Raw genomic sequence first — 16,120 nt, forward strand, 5'->3', positions numbered from 1 at the left:
TCCTCGCATGAGCGATCTGCCACGATTTCCCGAGGAGCCCAACCAGCCGCCGCCCTCCAACGAACCCCCACGTCCGGCCGTGCCCAGCACCATCACGGTCGCGTTCTGGGCGTTCGTCGTCTCGACCGTGATCGGCATCGTCGGCGCCCTGCTGCTGTTCGGGCAGAAGGACGACCTCATCGACGCCGCGCGCCGCACCAACCCGAACCTCGGCCAGGCCCAGCTCGACCAGGCCGCGAACATCGCGCTCATCGTGGCGGTCGTGATCGCGGTGATCATCGCGCTGCTGTACCTGCTGTTCGCGGTGAAACTGCGGGCTGGGCGCAACTGGGCGCGGATCGTGCTGACCGTGCTCACGGTGCTGCAGGTCCTGTCGCTCATCGCGGGCAGCGGCGGGACCTGGCTGAGCTACCTCTCGGCACTCGCGGCCGTGATCGGCGTCGTGTTCTCGTTCCTCGGCGACTCCAACGCCTACATCGCGGCTGGCAGGCAGGTTCGGCGGTAACCATTCCGGCGGTGGCTGGCGGCTCTAGTGCACGTGCACTATTCTGGGTGTTCGGTTGAGCCACCAGCCGCCGCGATTTCACCGCGCTCCGGGAGCGTTGGCGCCGATCGGCTGGAAGCCTGAACTCCGGTCCGGGTCGGCCGTCACCCGGGTGCGCGGCCTACGAGAGGCGGGCCGCCATGAGCGCCCTACGCCGCACGAAAGCCCCGTCCGTCAGAGTCGGCCACGTCGACCCGAAACACCTGCTCACCCTGCACGTCCACCGGCCTGTCCCCGGAGCTTCCGTGGTGGAGGTGGTCGGCGAGGTCGACCTCTGCACCGCGCCCCACCTCGCCGAAGTCGTCGAGGCCCGCATCCGCAGCACGGTCGGCGTGGTGATCATCGACCTGAGCCGCACCACGTTCCTCGCCGTCGCCGGCCTCAAGGTCCTGCGCCGCATGCAACTGCTGGCCCAGCTGTTCGACACCGACTTCTACGTCGATCCCGGCGACTCGCACCCCGCTCGCCGCCTGCTCGAGCTCATGCCGCTCGGCTGCGAACGCCCGGGCGCCGCCGCGGGCCTCTCGCCGGTCGACGTCCCCGGCCAGCGGCGGCTCACCCCCTGAGGGTTTCCCGCCGCACCCCGCGAAACCCGGGCCCCGGTGGCAAGATCACCACGGGGACCACCACCGCGGACGCCGGGAGAGCACCATGCGCATCGGTTTCACCCTGCCCCAGTTCGGCCCGTTCGCCGGAGACGGCTCGGGCGTCACCCGCTTCGCCCGGCGCGCCGAGGAGCTCGGCGCCGCGAGCCTCTGGGTCGGCGACCGCCTGCTCGCACCGGTGCACCCGAAGGTCGGGTACGGCGGCTCCGACGCGATCCCGGCGGAGTTCTCCGTGCGGCTCGACCCGTTCGCACTGCTGGCCGCCGCGGCCGCGGTCACCGAGCGGGTGCGGCTCGGCACCAACGTGCTCAACGCGCCCTGGTACCCGCCTGCCCTGCTGGCGCGCTCGCTCACCACGATCGACGCGCTCAGCGGCGGCCGGCTGGTCCCGGGGCTCGGCACGGGCTGGTCTCCCGAGGAGTACGAGGCCGTGAACGTGCCGATGACCGAACGCGGCGCGCGGCTCGACGAATGCCTCGACGCCCTCGAAGCGCTGTGGACGACCGATCCCGCCGAGTACCGCGGCCGGCACTGGACCGTGCCCGAGACCCACGACTCGTTCAAGCCCGTCCGCACGCCGCCGGTGTACCTGGCCGGGTACGCACCGGCCGCGATGCGCCGGATCGCGCGGCGGGCGGCCGGCTGGCTCCCGGTGATCACGCCGCCGGCCGAGTACGACCCGGCGACCGCGATCCTCGCTCCGCTGGCCAACCTGCGGCAGCTGGCCGCCGACGCCGGCCGCGACCCCGCGGAGCTGGGCGCCATCCTGCGCGTCTATCCGCGGGCCGACGCCGGCGTGGCCGACGTGGTCACCGCCATCGAGCGCACCGCCCAGGACACCGACCTGGACGACGTGTTCGTGGACCTCACCTTCACCGCGCGCAGCACCGACCACGCGCTGGAGCTGGTGGAGACGATCCTGGGGCAGACTTCGCACGAGCCCGCGTGACGCGTTCACCCTCCGTTGGTTGCCCGCCGGGGTCCGGAGTGTCGAAGATGTCGGGATGATCGAGCGCCACCACCACCGGCACGAGTCCGACGAGAACGACGGGCTCGCCGAAGCCGCCCGGCACGCCGGCTTCGACCTCGGGACCGACATCGCCCAGCCGGTGGCCGGGCACGACCACAACGCTTTCGACGCGGAGGTCGACCTCGGCGTGGACGGTGAGCCGCCGCAGCTGCGCGACTGAGCCAAGATCGTCCCCGGGCACGAGGATGGCCCCCGACCGGAGCCAGGTCGGGGGCCATCGTCTCGGGGCCGGTGCGCCGTGCCCGCCTCTCGGCAGTTCGCACGACGCGGCGCCGGCCGGATGCCTTCCGCAGCCGGACCGAGCACCGCTTCGACGAGGGGTGAGCCCGGCGGACACGAGCGCATCGGCCGCCTCGTTCAACATCACGAGCGGCGATCGCTATTCCCGCTCAGGCGGGCCCGGATCCGGGGTCGCGGAAGTCGTCGGGGCTGACCTCGTCGAGCAGGTCGCGGAACTGGCGGATCTCGTCCTCGGTACCCACGCCCGGCTCTCCGCCGAGCGCTTCGGCCGGGTCCTCGCCGCCGGCCACCGTCACGTCCACCGCGGCCTCGGCCAGCACGGCCTCGGCGACGTCGATGGGCGCGTGGGCGCGCAGCCCCACCGCGATCGCGTCGCTGGGCCGCGCCGAGACGCGCACGCCGTCCGAGAGCACCAGGTCGGCGTGGAAGATGCTGTCGCGCAGCTCGGTGACCTCGACGCTCGTCACGTGCCGCCCGAACGCCGACACCACCTCGAGGATGAGCTCGACCGTGCCCGGCCGGACGGAGGTCACCTGTTCCTGCGCGGCGGCCAGTTCCTGTGCCTCCGGCGCGCCGATGGTGATGGCCAGCCAGCGGCGCTGCCCCGTTTCCTCACGCAGCAGCACCACCGGCGCCACCTCCTGGGCGACGACGGCGAGGCCCTGGACCCGCACTTGCACCATGTGGTTCACCCGCTTCCGGACTGAGATCCCCCTCGGGGACATACCCAGTGTCGCGCGCGGGCACGCGTACCCGCGCGGGGTGGGGTCAGGTAAAACTGGACACGGCGGCCACGAACTCGGCCGCCACGTCGTAGAGCTTGCGGTTTCCGTCCTGCGAACGCTTCACCAGCCGTTGGAAAGCCTCTTCGGCGGTGATGCGGTGCGCGGCCATCAGGATGCCTTTGGCCTGGTCGATCACGGCTCGCGTCTCGAGCGCGCGGTTGAGCTGCGCCACCAGCTCCTGCGCGTCGAAGTAGCGCCGCGCGCTGCGCAGGCCGAACACCACCGTGGCGGTGTAGAGCTCCAGGATTTTCACCTCGAGGTCGCTGAACCCGTGTTCACCGAACCCGAACAGGTTCATCGCGCCGCTCATGTCGCCGTCGACGGTGAGCGGGGCGGCGAGGAAGCTCGCCACGCCGAGCTCCTCGGCGGCCGAGGCGAACTGCGGCCACTGGTCGGCCACGGCGCCCACCCCGACCCGCACGGGCGCGCCGGTCTCGGCCGCGCGCAGGCACGGCCCGTCGCCGATGCGGTACTGCTCGCGGTCGAAGTTCACCGCGCGCTGGTCGGTGCTGGCGACGGTCTCCCCGACGCCGTCCCGGACCAGCGTGATGCTGGCCATGTCCGCTCCGGCGACCACACCGACCACGTGCTCGCAGACCGCCTGCAGCATCTGGCCGAGATCGAGTTCCTGGTGGTCGAGCATCGCGGTCAGCGACTCCATCGCCACGGTGACTTCGTCAAGCCGCGCGGATAGCCGTTCCTGGCCGCCGGTCATGTTTCCCAGGCCCCTTCTCTTGGGTACTTGAAGGGCGCTGCTGACCAGGCGAGACCCGGGCGCGCGCCACCACTGGCCGCTAGCGCTTTAACGGGTCCTCGGGCGACATTACTGCATCCCGATCACCTGTCCGACACGCGGTGCCGCTCCCTCCGCACCGCCCGGTCGGTGAAAAGAACCGAGGTGTCGAAGCCCGGCCGAGTGGGTATGCGGGGGGCATGGAGAACGAAGCAGCCGGCAGCTCGCCGAGCCACGGGATGCCGGCGGTCGACCACCTGCTCGACGAGGTGATCGAGCTGCGCCTGCCCGCCGAGACCGGGCAGATCCCGCTGGTGCGGATGCTGGCCCAGGCCGTGGCCGCGCGCGCCGACTACGGGCTCGACGCGATCGCCGACGCGAAGATGGCCGTGGACGAGGCCTGCGCGCAGCTCGTCGAGCTCGCCGACCTCGGCGAGACGATGACGTGCCGCTTCCGCGTGGCGCCCGAGGGCATCGCGATCACCGTCGAGACCCGCACCGGGCACGCCCGGCTGCCGAGCGAGCGCAGCTTCGGCTGGCACGTGCTCACGACGCTGGCCACCGCCGTGTCGGCCACCAGCACCCCCGCTGCCGACACCGCGGGCAACACCCTGGCCATCCGGCTGGAGCTGGCCCCGGGGACGGCCCGGTGAACAAGCCGCCGGTCACCCGGCGCCGTGACGAGTACGCCCACACGGTGCCGCTGTTCGAAGAGTTCGCCGCCCTCGACGCGGACGATCCGCACCGCCCGCGCCTGCGCGAACAGCTCGTGACGGAGTTCCTCCCCGTCGCCGAGCACATCGCCACGCGCTTCACCGGCCGCGGCGAGCCCCGCGAAGACCTCGTGCAGGTGGCCCGGATCGGGCTGATCAACGCGATCGACCGGTTCACCCCGGACCGCGGCCCCGACTTCCTGTCCTTCGCCGTGCCCACGATCATGGGCGAGATCCGCCGCCACTTCCGCGACACGGGCTGGTCCGTGCGCGTGCCGCGCCGGCTGAAGGAACTGCACCTGTCCCTCAGCCACGGCTCGAGCGCGCTGTCGCAGACCCTCGGCCGCGCACCCACTCCGACCGAGCTCGCCGAGCACTTGGGACTCGACGTCACCGAAGTCCACGAAGGTCTCATCGCCGGCAACGCCTACCAGACCCTGTCGGTCGACAAGCCCGTGCACGACGACGCGGAACCCCTGTCGCTCGCGGACACCCTCGGCGAGGAAGACGCGGAACTCGAGCACATCGAAAACCACGAGGCGCTGGAACCGCTGCTGCGCGAACTGCCCCAGCGCGAACGCGCGATCCTCGTGATGCGCTTCTTCGGCGGTCTCACGCAAACCCAGATCGCCGACCGCGTGGGCATTTCCCAGATGCACGTCTCGCGCCTGCTGTCACAGACCCTGGAACAACTTCGCGGAAAACTCACCACCGACCCGTGAGCACGGCAATAATCGAAATCTTTTCACCGGACACGCCTGAAACCGCCACGCGGCAACGGAAATCTCCGCGGTCAGCGCAGCCGCACCCGTTACGGAAAAACGATTTCTTCACCCGCCGGAGCGACCCCGTTGTCCGCCCCTTCGTCTTCTGCAAGGATTCATTCCCGTCCACGACGAAGGAGTGTCCGGTGGCTTCGATCCTCAACCCGTACATCAGCTTCCGCGACGACGCCCGGCAGGCGATGGAGTTCTACCGGGACGTGTTCGGCGGGACGCTGACCGTCAACACGTTCGGGGAGTCCGGCATGCCCGACTCCCCCGCGGCTGACAACATCATGCACGCTCAGCTCGAGACCGAGAACGGGTTCACGTTGATGGCGGCCGACACGCCGCCGGGCATGGACCACAACCCCGGCACGAACATCTCGGTGAGCCTCAGCGGCGACGACGTCGACCAGCTGCGCGGCTACTGGGCCAAGCTCTCCGACGGCGGCACCGTCGCGGTGCCGCTGGAAAAGCAGATGTGGGGCGACGAGTTCGGCATGTGCGTCGACAAGTTCGGCATCGGCTGGATGGTCAACATCACGCAGCCGCAGAGCTGAGCCCGTCCGGCGGCGGCGCGCGGATCGCCGCGCGCCGCCGCCGGGCGACCACCGCGTGTCCGCGCAGCCGTACCGGGAGCAGATGTGATGCGGGTCGTGATCGTCGGGGGCGGGTTCGCCGGGTACAACGCGGCCAAGCGGCTGCGCAGAACCGCGGGCGACGACGTGGAAGTCGTGGTGGTCAACCCCACCGACTACTTCCTCTACCTGCCGTTGCTGCCGGAGGTCTCGGCCGGGCTGCTCGACCCGCGCAGCATCACCGTCTCCATCCCCGGCACCCTGCGCGGCGTGCGGCTCGTGCTCGGCACGGTGACCACTGTGGACTTCGACGGGCACACCGTGGGCTACACCGATCCCGAGGACCGCGCCCACGAGCTGTCCTACGACCGGCTCGTGCTCGCCGCCGGCAGCGTGAACAAGCTCCTGCCCATCCCCGGCGTCGCGGAGACCGCCCACGGGTTCCGCGGGGTCCCGGAGGCGCTCTACCTGCGCGACCACATCACCCGTCAGATCGAGCTCGCCGCCGCCACCGACGACACCGAGGAACGCGCGGCTCGCTGCACGTTCGTGGTCGTGGGCGCCGGTTACACCGGCACCGAGGTCGCGGTGCAGGGCCCGGCGTTCACCGGCGCGCTCGTCGCCCGCCACCCCGAGCTGGGCGGACAGCCGGTGCGCTGGCTGCTGCTCGACATCGCCGACCGGGTGCTGCCCGAGCTGTCGCCACGCCTGGGCCGGACCGCCGACGCGGTGCTGCGCGAACGCGGCGTCGAGGTGCTGACGAAGACGTCGGTGCAGGACGCCACCCCCGACGCCGTCACGCTCACCACCGGTGAACGCGTCCCGACGCGGACGCTCGTGTGGTGCGTCGGGGTGCGGCCCGATCCGCTCGTCGCCGACGTCGGCCTGCCCACGGCCAAGGGCCGTGTCGTGGTGACCGCGCGGCTCGGCGTGCCGGGCTACCCGGACGTCTTCGCGTGCGGCGACGTCGCGGCCGTGCCCGACCTGACGCGGCCGGGTGAGTACACGGCCATGACCGCGCAGCACGCGGAACGCCAGGGCAAGCTCGCGGGGACCAACGTCGCCGCGTCACTCGGGTACGGCACCCCCGGCACCTACCGCCACCACGACCTCGGGTTCGTGGTCGACCTGGGCGCGGGCCGCGCCGCGGCCAACCCGCTGCACGTGCCGCTTTCGGGCTGGCCCGCGAAGATCGTGACCCGCGCCTACCACCTGCTGGCGATGCCGGGCAACCGCCTGCGCACCGCCACCGGCTGGGGGCTCGCGACGGTGAGCCGCCGCCCGACCGTCCAATTGGGACTCGTCCGGGGCTCGTCCGTGCCACTGGACACGGATTCCCCGGAGGTACCGCATCGCCGCACCTGAGTCCACTGTGGACTGATCAGGCCTTCACCTCGACCGCCGCGCCCACCGGCAGCCCGGCGAAGAACGCCTCCGAGTCGGCGTCGGTCAGGTGGATGCAGCCGTGGGAGGGCTTGTCCAACGGCCCCGCGTGGAACGCGATCCCGCCGGCCGCGAAGAACACCGAGTTCGGCATCGGGTCGCCGTACTCACTGCTCGTGTGCACCTTGTCCTTCCACGCCACCTTGAAGCTGCCCACGGGCGTCGGCTGGCTCGCGTCACCCGGCTCCATCGCGACCGGGCCGCGCACGACGACGCCGTCCTTGAGCAGCCACGCGAGCCGCAGCGACAGGCTCGCGCACGCGCCGGTCGTCACCGCGCACGGCGGGGGCGGAGGCGGCGGCGGGGTGGTCGGCGCCGGCGGGGTCCCGGTGGTGGTGGGCGTGAGGTGCGACGTCTCGGCCAGCGGCGTGGGGGTGGTGGTGGCCGCCTGCGGTGCGGCGCACGCCGTCAGTGTGGCCGCGGCGGCCACGAGCACTCCCGTCGCGAAGGTCTTCGCCTGCATCGACAACTCCTGTCGTCCGGTCCCCGTGATCAACGGGTGAGCGGACGGGAAGGTTGAGTCCGTGACCGCCGACACTACCGGCAGGGAATGTTGACGTGTCAGCAAAGCCTGGTAGGTTCGACGCCAGGACCTCGCGAGGAAGTGGACATGGAACTCGGTATCTACAGCTTCGGCGACCGGACGCCCGACCCGGTGACCGGTGAACAGGTGTCGGTCGCGCAGCGGCTCGCCGAGACGGTGGAGCGCATCAAGCTCGCCGACGAGCTCGGGCTCGGGTTCTACGGCCTGGGCGAGCACCACCTGGAGCACTACGCCATCTCGAACCCCGCCACCGTGCTGGCCGCGGCGGCGAGCGTCACCGAGCACATCACGCTCGCAAGCGCGGTCACGGTGCTCTCCACCGAGGACCCGGTGCGCGTCTACCAGCAGTTCACCACACTCGACCAGCTCAGCCGCGGCCGCGCGGAGCTGCTCGCCGGGCGCGGGTCGTTCACCGAGTCGTTCCCGCTCTTCGGCGCCGACCTCGGCGACTACGACGAGCTGTTCGAAGAGAAGCTCGCCCTCCTGCTGCGCATCGACCGCGAGGACCCGATCACGTGGTCGGGCCGCTTCCGCCCGCCGCTGACCGACGCGCACATCTACCCGCGCCCGTACGGCCGGCGCCTGCGCATCTCCGTCGGAACCGGTGGCAACCCGGAGTCCTCGATCCGCGCCGGGCTGCTCGGCCTGCCCGTGGTCTACGCCGTGATCGGCGGTGAGCCGGAGCGGTTCGCGCCGCTGGTGGACCTCTACCGCCGCGCGGCCGCGGCCGGCGAGCACACCGACGACGAGCACGACGTGACCATGGGCGCGATCGGTTTCATCGCCGAGAAGTCCCAGGACGCCAAGGAAACCTTCTACCCGTACTGGCTCGAGACGATGAAGTGGGGCGCGCGCTCGCGCGGCTGGGCCGTGCCCACGCGCCGGGAGTACGACCAGTACACCGAGGGCGCCCGCGCGCTGTTCGTCGGCAGCCCGGACGAGGTCGCCGAGCGCATCATCACCGTCGGCAAGCTGACGGGCGCCGACCGCTACGCCATGCAGATGGACTGGTCGGGCGTGCCGCACGCGAAGGTGATGAAGGCGATCGAGCTGCTGGGCACCGAGGTGCTCCCGCAGATCCGCAAGGAGTTCGGCTGACGCCCGGGCGGGCGTGAAGGCTCAGCAGAACTGCTTCGCCCCGCCGGCCAGCCGCGCCGCCCGCTCCACCGCCACGTGCAGCAGATCGCTGGGGGCGCAACACGTTTCCACCAGACCGGCGACGAGGGCCGCCTCCGCCGTGAACGTGCGCTCGCCCGAGCGGACCGTGCGCCAGACCGGGCCGGCGTGGCGGCGCAGCACCGTCTCGACGGCGGGCGGCACGTGCGCGGCCGCGCCGAGCCCGAGCCGCCCCTGCGCCATCACGCGCAGGTCGGCGGCAGCCGCCAGCGCGTAACCGGCACCCAGCGCGTCTCCGCCGATCGCGGCGACGACCGGGCTCGGGTGGTTCGCGATGGCGAGCACGGCCCGCTCCAGCCGGTCGGCCGCGCCGGCGAAGCCGCGGGCGAACACGTCGTCCCCGCCGGTGAGGACGACCGCGTAGGAGCCGCCGATGTAACCCAGCGCGGCGGTGATCCGGTCCAGCGTCTCGGGAACCATGCTCCCGCAAGGGTTCTCGTGCATCCGGACCACCGCGACGCCGTGGTCGTGCTCCAGGTCGATCATGCGCCGTCCTCCCCGCACCCGATCGCAGCGTCCCGCGCGAGACGGCTCACGACGGGATGTCGATGCCGTAGTCGCGGATCTTGCGGTAGATCGTGGCCCTCGACATGCCGAGGGAGTGGGCCGCGCGGGACTTGTTCCCGTCGGCGTCCAGGAGGCTGCGCACGATCGCGTCGCGCTCCAGCGACTCCAGCGGGTTGAGCACGCGCTTGACCACCGTCCGGCACTCCGGCGGCAGGTCCTCGGGCTCGATCACGCCCGCGCGGCGGGTGTGCACGACCTTGCGCAGCACCTGCCGCAGCTGCGCGACGTTGCCCGGCCACTCGTTGCGCAGCAGCAGCTGCAGCGCGGCCGGCGAGCAGTGCAGCAGCGGGCCCTTGCCCAGCTGCGCGAGCAGGAACGGCACGAGCACGCGCACGTCCTCGATGTGGTGCCGCAGCGGCGGCACCGTGACCGACGTCGGGAAGTGGCGCATCAGGTCGGTGTCGAGTCCGTCCTGCTCCCCCTCCGACACCGTCGCGACGCCCCACACGCGCGCGTCGAGCCGCGCGTCGTCCAGCACCGCGGCGAGCGCGCGCTGCTCGTCCCGCGAAAGCTTGTCCAGGTGGCGGAACACCACGGTGCCCGGGCCCTTGCGCAGCGCCCGCCGCACCGGGGCCTCCCACTCCCCCGCCTTGACGCCGTCGAGCTCAACGACCTCGCACGGCGCGCTCGCCGTCGAGCCGGAGTGCGCGGCGCGGGCCATGGCGAGCTTGCCGCTGCCGGGTTCGCCCTCGACCACGGTCCACTTGCGGTCGCGCGCGAAGCGGCCGACCGAGTGACACGCCCGCACCCACAACGCCCCCGTGCCGACGATTCCGGGCAGCACGGGCTGGCGTGTGTCGGTGCGCGCCGACACGACCTCGGGCTCCTGCAGCAGCCGAGCCCGCACGACGCCGCCGGCCGGGCCGACGTCGCTGGAGACCGGCGTGTAGGACAACCGCGCGCGGGCACCGCTGGGCAGGTCCATCGACAGCGAGCGGTCCGACTGCGAGCTCAGCGCCTCCACGGCGCGGGCCAGCAGCGCGGCCTGGTCCTCGGGCACGAGCAGCTGGCGGGCGTGGTCGTTGAGCATCACGAGGTCGTTGTTGACCGCGAGAACGATGCCCTGCCCACGCCGGCACGCCCGCAGGTACGCCGAGAACAGGCTCAGCTCGCGCAGGCCGACCTGGTTGGTCAGCTCCGTCTCGATGTCGTGCGCGGTCGCCTTGGCCAGGGCCAGCAGCAGCGGGCCGGCGTCCTTCTTCCAGCACGTGAGGTCCAGCAGCCCGAGGACCTGGCCCGAGATCGGGTGGCGGATGGGCACGCCGGCGCACGCGAGCGTGTCGAGGTTCTCCGCGTAGTGCTCGTGACCGAACACCGCGGTCGGCTGCCTGCCTTCGAGTGCCGTGCCGATCCCGTTCGTGCCGACGAACTCCTCGGCGTAGCTGAACCCGCGCGCGAGCTGCACCCCGTCGAGGTACCGCTCGAGCGCGCGGTCTTCGGTCCGGCGATCGAGCACCAGCGCCTGGTCGTCGGTGAGCACCACGCTCACCGCGAGGTCGCTGAGCTTGTCCTCCAGGGCGTCGAGCACCGCGCCCGCGCTCTGCAGCAGGGGCGTCTCGAGGTCGGGATCCGCCACGTACGGAGTTCTCACGTGGTCGGCGGCCACCCGGTGCGTCCGGGACCGCCACCACGAAGCGAGGATCGTCTTGCGGACGCTTTCCGCGTCGACCTCCTCCGTGGACAAGAACTGCTCCCTGGCGTTCGCCAGCCTGTCCGGCGACGAAATGGAGGCGCCTGCGTCGGTCAAAGCCTCACCTCCCGGCAGTAGGGCGTCGTGCGCCCCGGCCAGGCACACGACGTCGTGTGCCAGTCACCATAACCGCAGCGTCGACCACTGCCTGTCTCATATTGAGACCACCATCACAGGGTACTCGCGGTGTCATTCCCTGCATCCGGACGGCGACGTGCGAGCTGCATCCGGTGCCCGGCGGCCAGGCGGCCGGGAACCGGATCATCACCCGCGAGCGGCGCGAACCAAGCCGAGCCAGGAACTGCCGACGACCGATCAGGTGGAGGTACACGGCGTGAGTCGACAAAGTCTGAGCAAGGCGCACAAGAAGATCACGGAACTGTCGTGGGAACCGACCTTCGCGACCCCCGCGAAGCGTTTCGGGACCGACTACAAGTTCGACAAGGCCCCCAAGAAGGACCCGCTCAAGCAGATCCTTCGGTCCTACTTCCCGATGGAGGAGGAAAAGGACAACCGCGTGTTCGGTGCCATGGACGGCGCCATCCGCGGCAACATGTTCCGCCAGGTCCAGGAACGCTGGATGGAGTGGCAGAAGCTGTTCCTGTCCATCATCCCGTTCCCGGAGATCTCGGCCGCCCGCGCGATGCCGATGGCGATCGACGCGGTGCCGAACCCCGAGGTGCACAACGGCCTCGCGGTGCAGATGATCGACGAGGTTCGCCACTCGACGATCCAGATGAACCTCAAGCGTCTCTACATGAACCACTACATCGACCCCGCCGGGTTCGACATCACGGAGAAGGCGTTCTCCAACAACTACGCCGGCACCATCGGCCGGCAGTTCGGCGAGGGCTTCATCACCGGTGACGCGATCACCGCGGCGAACATCTACCTCACGGTGGTGGCCGAGACCGCATTCACGAACACCCTGTTCGTCGCCATGCCCTCGGAGGCGGCGGCCAACGGCGACTACCTGCTGCCCACGGTGTTCCACTCCGTGCAGTCCGACGAGTCCCGCCACATCAGCAACGGCTACTCCATCCTGCTGATGGCGCTGGCGGACGAGGACAACCGGCAGCTGCTCGAGCGCGACCTGCGTTACGCGTGGTGGAACAACCACTGCGTGGTCGACGCGGCCATCGGCACCTTCATCGAGTACGGCACGAAGGACCGCCGCAAGGACCGCGACAGCTACGCGGAGATGTGGCGCCGGTGGATCTACGACGACTACTACCGCAGCTACCTCATCCCGCTCGAGAAGTACGGCCTGAAGATCCCCCACGACCTCGTCGAAGAGGCCTGGAACCGGATCATCAACAAGCACTACGTGCACCGCGTGGCGCAGTTCTTCGCCACCGGCTGGCCGGTGAACTACTGGCGCATCGACCCGATGACCGACACCGACTTCGAGTGGTTCGAGTCGAAGTACCCGGGCTGGTACAACCAGTTCGGCAAGTGGTGGGAGGCGTACAACCGCCTGCGCTACCCGGGCAAGAACAAGCCGATCGCGTTCGAGAACGTGGGCTACGAGTACCCGCACCGCTGCTGGACCTGCATGGTCCCCGCCCTCATCCGCGAGGACATGGTGACCGAGAAGGTCGACGGCCAGTGGCGCACCTACTGCTCGGAGACCTGCGCCTGGACCGACACCACGGCGTTCCGCGGCGAGTACGAAGGCCGCGAGACCCCGAACATGGGCCGGCTCACGGGCAAGCGCGAGTGGGAGACGCTCTACGACGGCATGGACCTCGCCGACATCATCTCCGACCTCGGCTACGTCCGCGACGACGGGAAGACCCTCATCCCGCAGCCGCACCTCGACCTCGACGACCCGAAGAAGCTGTGGACCCTCAACGACGTCCGCGGGATCACCTTCGGCAGCCCGAACATCGCCCTCAACAAGATGTCGGACGCCGAGCGCGAGGCGCACATCGCCGCGTACAAGGCGAACCCGAACGTCACGGTGGCCTGAGGCCGCACCCCGAAACGGTTCCCGCCGGGGTGCCCGGGTTCGAATCCCGGGTGCCCCGGTGGGTGCCCCCATCCCCAGGAGCGGCGTCCATGGGCGACAAGCACAAGATCCGGTTCGAACCGGTCGGCATCGACATCGAGGCCGACGAGGACGAGACCATCCTCGATGCGGCCTTCCGGCAGGGCGTCATGCTCATGCACGGCTGCAAGGAGGGGCAGTGCTCGGCGTGCAAGTCCTTCTTGCTCGAGGGCGACCTGCAGATGGACCGGTACTCCACGTTCGCGTTGGCCGACTACGAAAGCGAAGAAGGGTTCGTGCTGCTCTGCCGAGGGCACGCGTACTCCGACCTCGAGATCGAGCTGACCAACTACGACGAGGACATGATCCGGTCCGGCCTGCCGGTCGTCACGGCGGGAACCACGGTGGAGTCCATCACCGACCTGACCCACGACATCTCGCTCGTCCGCCTGAAGGTGGACGAGGACGCGGGCATCCGGTTCCACCCGGGGCAGTACGTGGACATCAAGATCCCGGGAACGGACGAGCACCGTTCGTTCTCCATGGCCAACGTCACGGTGGCCGACGGGATCCTCGAGTTCATCATCAAGCGCTACCCCGGCGGCAAGTTCTCCTCACTGCTCGAAGGATCCCTGTCCGCCGGCGACCCGCTGGAGGTGACCGGGCCGTACGGCACGTTCACGCTGCGGGTCAGCTCCGACCGGCGGCTGGTCTTCGTCGGCGGCGGGGCCGGGATGTCCCCCATCCTGGCGCTGCTGCGGCAGATGGCGGAAAGCGGCAACGAGCGCGACGTCGTGTATTACTACGGCGCCCGCACCGAGCGGGACCTCTTCCACCTCGAAGAGATGGCGGAGCTCGCCCGGCAGCTGCCGAAGTTCCGGTTCGTGCCGTGCCTGTCCGACACCGCTCCCGAAGGCTGGCCGGGTGACGGCGAAGGCGAGCTCGGGCTCGTGACCCAGGTGCTCGAACGGCGGGAGGACAACCTCGCCGAGTGCGACGTGTACCTATGCGGCCCGCCGCCGATGATCGACGCGGCCCTGCCCCTGCTGGAAAGCCTGGGCGTGCCGTCAGATCAGGTCTTCTACGACAAGTTCACGATCACGGCCGCGGCGGAGGACTGACCACCGCGCGCCGATCCCACCCGAAGCAGGCCACCACACACAGAGAGGTGTGCTCATGGTCAGTACGGAAAAGCCCCAGCAGAGCTTCCCGAAGCCGGAGTTCACGGGCGCCGAAGCCGGGCTGCTGGACTTCCCGAGCTCGAAGAGCCGAAGCTACAACTACTTCAAGCCGCGCAAGCTGCGCGCGACGATGTACGAGGACGTGACCTTCGACGTCCAGCCCGACCCCGAGCGGCACCTCTCGCAGGGCTGGATCTACGGCTTCGCGAACGGCCCGGGCGGCTACCCGAAGGAGTGGACGGAGCTCAAGTCCGGCAACTGGCACCAGTTCCTCGACCCCAACGAGGAGTGGGAACAGACGATCTACCGGAACAACTCCAACGTCGTCCGGCAGATCCAGCTCAACCTCGAGAACGCCAAGAAGGCCGGCGCCTACGACAACTGGGCGCCGAGCTGGGTCAAGTTCGTGGAGCGGCACCTGGGTGCGTGGATGCACGCCGAGCACGGTCTCGGCATGCACGTGTTCTGCTCGGAGCAGCGGTCGGCCCCGACGAACATGATCAACAACGCGATCGCCGTGAACACCGCGCACAAGCTGCGCTTCGCCCAGGACCTGGCGCTCTACAACCTGGACCTGACGGAGTCGGGCATCGAGTTCGACGGTGCCGTGCACCGTTCGGTGTGGCACGAGGACCCGGCGTGGCAGGGCGTTCGCGAGAACGTGGAGCGCCTGACCGCGATCGGCGACTGGGCCGAGTCGCTGTTCGCCGCCAACGTGGTGTTCGAGTCCCTGGTGGGCGTGCTCTTCCGCAGCCACCTGGTGATGCAGGTGGCCGCCCGCAACGGCGACTACGTCACGCCGACCGTCGTCGGTGCCGGCGAGCACGACTACGAGCGGGACCGCAGCTACACGCGGGCCCTGTTCAGCATGCTCACCAACGACGCCGAGCACTCCGCGCACAACAAGCAGGTGCTCACGTCGTGGCTCGAGAAGTGGGTGCCGGTCTCCGTGGCCGCCGCCCGCACGCTGCAGCCGATCTGGTCGCAGCCGCAGGAGAAGGTCGTGACCTTCGCCGAGTCCTGGGACGCGTCGGTGACCAACCTGCGCAGCCTCCTGTCCGACCTCTCCCTCGACGAACCGAAAGGGCTGCTTTCATGACCGCGAGCAGGCAGTTTACCGTCGACCGCACCGCGTCGAACATGTGCGGCGTCACCCTGATGAACAACCAGAACGGCTACGTCGTGGCTGAGGTCATGCGCGGCAAGCCGGGTGTCACGGTGGCGGAGTACCCGTCCATGATCCGCGTGGACGGCACGAACAAGATCGTCTTCAACTGGGACGAGATCTCCGAGGCGATCGGCTTCGACTTCGAGCAGCCGGACTTCGAGGAGATCATGTCGACGCACTACGGCCGCATGGTCCACCTCGACGACGAGACGGTCCTGTTCGCCAACCCGGAGGACGCCGCGGAGTACATCGACTTCGATCTCGAACCGGTCGAGTAGCCCGCGCACGACCACCGGTTCGCGCCGAGGGGGGTCGGGCCGGGACGGAGCACACCCGTCCCGGCCCCGGCCCCCGGGCGCCCTTCCGCGA

Annotated in this window: 18 protein-coding genes; 13 read left to right on the forward strand and 5 right to left on the reverse strand. The window is 70.1% G+C overall.

Features of this window, described 5'->3' with window-relative positions; all coding sequences use genetic code 11:
- Positions 1 to 7: 7 nt before the first annotated feature.
- The 4 genes from AB0878_RS05090 (at position 8) to AB0878_RS05105 (ending at position 2,339) form a co-directional block, all read left to right on the forward strand.
- Entirely contained in the window at positions 8 to 505 is a 498-nt protein-coding gene (locus tag AB0878_RS05090) for a hypothetical protein (protein ID WP_366576645.1), read from the forward strand.
- 179 nt (positions 506 to 684) lie between these two features.
- Complete coding sequence (locus AB0878_RS05095) at positions 685 to 1,110, forward strand: STAS domain-containing protein (RefSeq protein WP_366576647.1); 426 nt, start codon at positions 685 to 687, stop codon at positions 1,108 to 1,110.
- Between the two features lie 85 nt (positions 1,111 to 1,195).
- On the forward strand, positions 1,196 to 2,098 hold the full coding sequence (locus AB0878_RS05100) for a TIGR03619 family F420-dependent LLM class oxidoreductase (RefSeq protein WP_366576649.1): 903 nt from the start codon (positions 1,196 to 1,198) through the stop codon (positions 2,096 to 2,098).
- 55 nt (positions 2,099 to 2,153) lie between these two features.
- Positions 2,154 to 2,339, forward strand: coding sequence for a hypothetical protein (locus AB0878_RS05105; protein WP_366576651.1), 186 nt, complete (start codon positions 2,154 to 2,156; stop codon positions 2,337 to 2,339).
- A 229-nt stretch (positions 2,340 to 2,568) separates the two neighbouring features.
- Here the strand turns inward: AB0878_RS05105 and AB0878_RS05110 are convergent, their stop codons facing one another.
- Together AB0878_RS05110 and AB0878_RS05115 are read right to left on the reverse strand one after the other, a co-directional pair.
- Positions 2,569 to 3,102 carry a bifunctional nuclease family protein gene (locus AB0878_RS05110; protein WP_366576653.1) on the reverse strand — a complete coding sequence of 178 codons (534 nt, stop codon included), beginning with the start codon at positions 3,100 to 3,102 and terminating at the stop codon, positions 2,569 to 2,571.
- A gap of 85 nt (positions 3,103 to 3,187) precedes the next feature.
- Positions 3,188 to 3,919, reverse strand: a complete 732-nt coding sequence (locus tag AB0878_RS05115) for a GAF and ANTAR domain-containing protein (RefSeq protein WP_366576655.1) — start codon at positions 3,917 to 3,919, stop codon at positions 3,188 to 3,190.
- Between the two features lie 218 nt (positions 3,920 to 4,137).
- Here AB0878_RS05115 and AB0878_RS05120 point away from each other — a divergent pair, with 218 nt between their 5' ends.
- From AB0878_RS05120 to AB0878_RS05135, 4 genes are all read left to right on the forward strand, one after another.
- On the forward strand, positions 4,138 to 4,590 hold the full coding sequence (locus tag AB0878_RS05120) for an ATP-binding protein (protein WP_366576657.1): 453 nt from the start codon (positions 4,138 to 4,140) through the stop codon (positions 4,588 to 4,590).
- Positions 4,587 to 5,372, forward strand: coding sequence for a SigB/SigF/SigG family RNA polymerase sigma factor (locus tag AB0878_RS05125; protein ID WP_366576659.1), 786 nt, complete (start codon positions 4,587 to 4,589; stop codon positions 5,370 to 5,372). The genes AB0878_RS05120 and AB0878_RS05125 overlap by 4 nt, the downstream gene beginning before the upstream one ends.
- Before the next feature lie 188 nt (positions 5,373 to 5,560).
- Positions 5,561 to 5,974 carry a VOC family protein gene (locus tag AB0878_RS05130; RefSeq protein WP_366576661.1) on the forward strand — a complete coding sequence of 138 codons (414 nt, stop codon included), beginning with the start codon at positions 5,561 to 5,563 and terminating at the stop codon, positions 5,972 to 5,974.
- A gap of 87 nt (positions 5,975 to 6,061) precedes the next feature.
- A complete protein-coding gene (locus AB0878_RS05135) occupies positions 6,062 to 7,357 on the forward strand; it encodes an NAD(P)/FAD-dependent oxidoreductase (RefSeq protein WP_366576663.1) in 1,296 nt (431 codons plus the stop codon).
- 16 nt (positions 7,358 to 7,373) lie between these two features.
- Here AB0878_RS05135 and AB0878_RS05140 read toward each other — a convergent pair whose 3' ends face one another.
- Positions 7,374 to 7,898 (reverse strand): L,D-transpeptidase, encoded by a 525-nt coding sequence (locus AB0878_RS05140; RefSeq protein ID WP_366576665.1) that lies wholly within the window; start codon positions 7,896 to 7,898, stop codon positions 7,374 to 7,376.
- Positions 7,899 to 8,045: 147 nt separating this feature from the next.
- Between AB0878_RS05140 and AB0878_RS05145 the strand changes: the two genes are divergently transcribed.
- Positions 8,046 to 9,077, forward strand: a complete 1,032-nt coding sequence (locus AB0878_RS05145) for an LLM class flavin-dependent oxidoreductase (protein ID WP_366576667.1) — start codon at positions 8,046 to 8,048, stop codon at positions 9,075 to 9,077.
- A gap of 21 nt (positions 9,078 to 9,098) precedes the next feature.
- Here the strand turns inward: AB0878_RS05145 and AB0878_RS05150 are convergent, their stop codons facing one another.
- Entirely contained in the window at positions 9,099 to 9,641 is a 543-nt protein-coding gene (locus AB0878_RS05150; protein ID WP_366576669.1) for an enoyl-CoA hydratase-related protein, read from the reverse strand.
- A 46-nt stretch (positions 9,642 to 9,687) separates the two neighbouring features.
- Positions 9,688 to 11,406, reverse strand: a complete 1,719-nt coding sequence (locus tag AB0878_RS05155) for a helix-turn-helix domain-containing protein (protein WP_366576671.1) — start codon at positions 11,404 to 11,406, stop codon at positions 9,688 to 9,690.
- 340 nt (positions 11,407 to 11,746) lie between these two features.
- On the opposite strand from AB0878_RS05155, the gene AB0878_RS05160 reads away from it, so the two are divergent.
- The 4 genes from AB0878_RS05160 (at position 11,747) to mimD (ending at position 16,029) form a co-directional block, all read left to right on the forward strand.
- Complete coding sequence (locus AB0878_RS05160; RefSeq protein ID WP_285966586.1) at positions 11,747 to 13,384, forward strand: aromatic/alkene/methane monooxygenase hydroxylase/oxygenase subunit alpha; 1,638 nt, start codon at positions 11,747 to 11,749, stop codon at positions 13,382 to 13,384.
- Positions 13,385 to 13,473: 89 nt separating this feature from the next.
- A complete protein-coding gene (locus AB0878_RS05165) occupies positions 13,474 to 14,523 on the forward strand; it encodes an FAD-binding oxidoreductase (RefSeq protein ID WP_366576674.1) in 1,050 nt (349 codons plus the stop codon).
- 55 nt (positions 14,524 to 14,578) lie between these two features.
- Complete coding sequence (locus AB0878_RS05170) at positions 14,579 to 15,682, forward strand: aromatic/alkene monooxygenase hydroxylase subunit beta (RefSeq protein WP_366576676.1); 1,104 nt, start codon at positions 14,579 to 14,581, stop codon at positions 15,680 to 15,682.
- Positions 15,679 to 16,029, forward strand: a complete 351-nt coding sequence (mimD, locus tag AB0878_RS05175; protein WP_360603108.1) for a propane 2-monooxygenase effector subunit MimD — start codon at positions 15,679 to 15,681, stop codon at positions 16,027 to 16,029. Before AB0878_RS05170 ends, mimD begins: the two co-directional genes overlap by 4 nt.
- Positions 16,030 to 16,120: the final 91 nt, after the last annotated feature.

The organism is Amycolatopsis sp. NPDC047767 (assembly GCF_040704195.1).
Taxonomy (GTDB): domain Bacteria; phylum Actinomycetota; class Actinomycetes; order Mycobacteriales; family Pseudonocardiaceae; genus Amycolatopsis.